This is a genomic window from Ideonella azotifigens (assembly GCF_006519715.1).
In the GTDB taxonomy this organism is placed as follows: domain Bacteria; phylum Pseudomonadota; class Gammaproteobacteria; order Burkholderiales; family Burkholderiaceae_C; genus Ideonella; species Ideonella azotifigens.
On the sequence record NZ_VIDT01000687.1, the window covers coordinates 1 to 2,823 of the forward strand.

At 67.4% G+C, this 2,823-nt stretch carries 4 protein-coding genes; 3 read left to right on the top strand and 1 reads right to left on the bottom strand.

Annotation, left to right across the window (positions count from 1 at the left end; translation table 11 throughout):
* The coding region (locus FKP22_RS26270) for an FAD-dependent monooxygenase (protein WP_211361594.1) at positions 1-697 on the bottom strand (697 nt) is incomplete at its 3' end.
* Positions 698-752: 55 nt separating this feature from the next.
* Here FKP22_RS26270 and FKP22_RS26275 point away from each other — a divergent pair.
* From FKP22_RS26275 to FKP22_RS26285, 3 genes are all read left to right on the top strand, one after another.
* Positions 753-1,391: a TetR/AcrR family transcriptional regulator gene (locus FKP22_RS26275; RefSeq protein WP_141290833.1), complete on the top strand. Its 639-nt coding sequence runs from the start codon at positions 753-755 to the stop codon at positions 1,389-1,391.
* A 99-nt stretch (positions 1,392-1,490) separates the two neighbouring features.
* Entirely contained in the window at positions 1,491-2,525 is a 1,035-nt protein-coding gene (locus tag FKP22_RS26280) for a GGDEF domain-containing response regulator (RefSeq protein ID WP_141290835.1), read from the top strand.
* A gap of 84 nt (positions 2,526-2,609) precedes the next feature.
* Positions 2,610-2,823: hypothetical protein (locus FKP22_RS26285; protein WP_375140619.1), on the top strand; the 214-nt coding region annotated here is incomplete at its 3' end.

Genomic DNA, 2,823 nt, shown 5'->3' on the forward strand with positions numbered 1-2,823 from the left:
CCAGCATGACCAGGCGGCGCGGCAGGAAGCCGTAAGAGAACACGCCCACCTCGGTGCGGCGCCAGCCGCTGGGCGCCAGACGTTCGGGCAGGTCGACATCGAGCACGGCCTGGTACATCGTCAGCGTAGGCGGCGTGCCGGGAAAGGCGAAGCCGGCCATCTTGCGCACGCGGCTGCGGCCGCCATCGCAACCCACCAGCCAGGCGCAGCGGACATGGCCGTCGCCCGCCGGGGATGACCAGGCCACGTCAACCCCACCCGCCTGCTGCACAAAGCCGGTGACGTCGCACTCGCGGCGCAGCTCGATCCCCAGGGACAGCGCGAGCTCGCCCAGCATGGATTCCACGGCCGGCTGATCCACCGGGCGGCCGCGCCGATCAGGCGCTTTCTGCGCGTCCGCACGGATCAGCGAGAGCCCGGCGAAATGACCGGTGTAGCGCGGGCCTGGCGCACTCGCGGCGGGCCGGTTCATCAAGGCCAGGGTGCATGCCTCTGCGGCGGCGATGGCCCCGGCCATGCCGCGGCGCTGCAAGGCCTCAACGGCCAGCGGCCCAATGCCCAAGGCCTTGGCAACACGGCTGGGTGCGGCCAGGCGCTCCAGCACCAGGACGCGAACGCCACCCAGCGTCAGCTCGATGGCGGTCAGCAGCCCGACCGGTCCCGCGCCCACGACCACCACATCCACCTGCTCACTCATGGACTCCACCTAAACATGTACTGAGTACATTAAATGTACTCAGTACAATATCTCGATGTCAACCTCACCCGACCGCCGGTCCCGCAAGCGCCTCGTCACAAGGCAAAGCATTTCGGACGCCGCCACGCGCCTCTTCCTCGAACGCGGTTTCGATCAGGTGACGGTGGACGAGATCGCGGCTGCCGCAGACGTTGGCCGCATGACGGTGTTCAATCATTTCCCCCGCAAGGAGGACATGTTTTTTGACCGCGACGAGGAAGGCCGCGAAGTCTTGCGCAACGCCTTGCGCCAGCGCGATGCCCGCGTCACGCCCATCGAAACGCTGCGCCTGCTCGCGCACCGGCTGGTGGCCGAGCAGCGTCCATACGTCGAGTTCTCGGCCTTGAGCCAGGGCTTCGTGCAGACGATTGCGGACAGCGAAACCCTCAAGGCCAGGGCCAGGGCGATACGCGACGAACTGGCGCAGCTCGTCACGCTGGCGCTGGCCGAATGCGCGGGGCGCGAAGCCTCCGATCCCGACGCCCATCTGGCAGCCGGCCTGTTGCTGGCCACCTGGAGCGTGGCCTTCCTCCAGGCGCACCGGACCTTTGACCAGAAGCAAGATGCGGAGGCAGCAAAAGCCGTCTTTCTCGCGCTGGTGGACAAGGGCAGCATGGCACTGAAAGCTGCCATGGCGGGCACGCCTTACGCCTGAACCTGCAGCAGCGGGTTTGCACTCAGGGACCTCAATTTCCGCCGCCATCGTCCGATAAAAGTGGTCCATGCGGGACTCCCCCCGCGAAGGTGGTACGCGATGGCTGCAAACACGGAGGCTGCTCTGAAGATCCTGCTGGTCGATGACCAGCAGTCGCACCGCATGGTGCTGTCGGCCGAGCTGCAAGCCCGAGGCCACCAGGTGCTGGAAACCGACAACGCCGAGTCCGCCGTGCGGCTGTTCGTGCAGTGCCGGCCAGACGCCGTGCTGCTGGACGTGGAAATGCCGGAGCACAACGGCCACTGGGCGGCACGCAAGATGCGCGAGACCGAACCCGAAGGCTGGACGCCCATCATCTTCCTGTCCGGCCTGGTGGGCGACGGCGACCTGGCCACCGGCATCGAGGCCGGTGGGGACGACTACCTGTTCAAACCCGTCTCTCCCGTGGTGCTGCATGCCAAGCTGCGCGCGATGCAGCGCCTGTGCAGCCAGCAACGCCAGCTGGTGCAGCTGACCGATCAGTTGAAGGCCAGCAATGCCAGCCTGCAGGCCCTCTCGGTGCGCGACCCGCTGACGGGACTGACCAACCGCCGCGGTCTGGACGTGCGGCTGGACGAGGAACTGCGCGCCGCGCGGCGCGACAAGCAGCCGCTGACGCTGATGCTGGTCGACGTCGACAACTTCAAGCTCTACAACGACACCGCCGGCCACCTGCAGGGCGACCAGTGCCTGCGCCGCATTGGCCAGCTGCTGGGCGAAACCTGCCGCCGCCCGCGCGACCTGGCCGCCCGCTTCGGTGGCGAGGAATTCGTCATCCTGCTGCCCGGCACCTCGCACTCCGGCGCCATGCTGTTCGCCAAGGGCCTGCAAAAAACCATGCGCCAGCTGGCATTGCCGCACCCGGCGGAAGGCAAGCGCTGCGTCACCGTCTCGGGCGGCATCAGCACCTGCGTGCCCGATGGCTCGACCACCATCGAGTCGCTGCTGTCGCGCGCCGATGCTGCGCTCTATACCGCCAAGTCCCTGGGCCGCGACCGCTTCTTCTGCTTCGAAACCCAGGCCGACACCAACACCGGCCATGCCGAAGCCGGCCACTACGACCGCGACCAGGGCAGCTCGGCCGAGATGTTCTGAGCCGTCTCTACGCGCAACAAATGTTGCGCATGGCCTATTTATTGCGCATACTGGTCGAATTGTTGCGCATGCAAGAAGACCGCCGTGGCCAGGCCGCTACCGGAAGACGATCTCACCGCCATCGTGGCCGCGCTGGGCGGCCAGGCTGAGGCCTGCTCGGCGCAGCAGATCCTGCAATCCCTGGCATCCCCGCCGCCGCTGCGCACGCTGCAATACCGGCTGCGCCTGCTGGTGGACCAGGGCCGGCTGCTGCGGCAAGGCGAAGGCCGCTGGGCCCGTTACCGCTTGCCGGCACTCA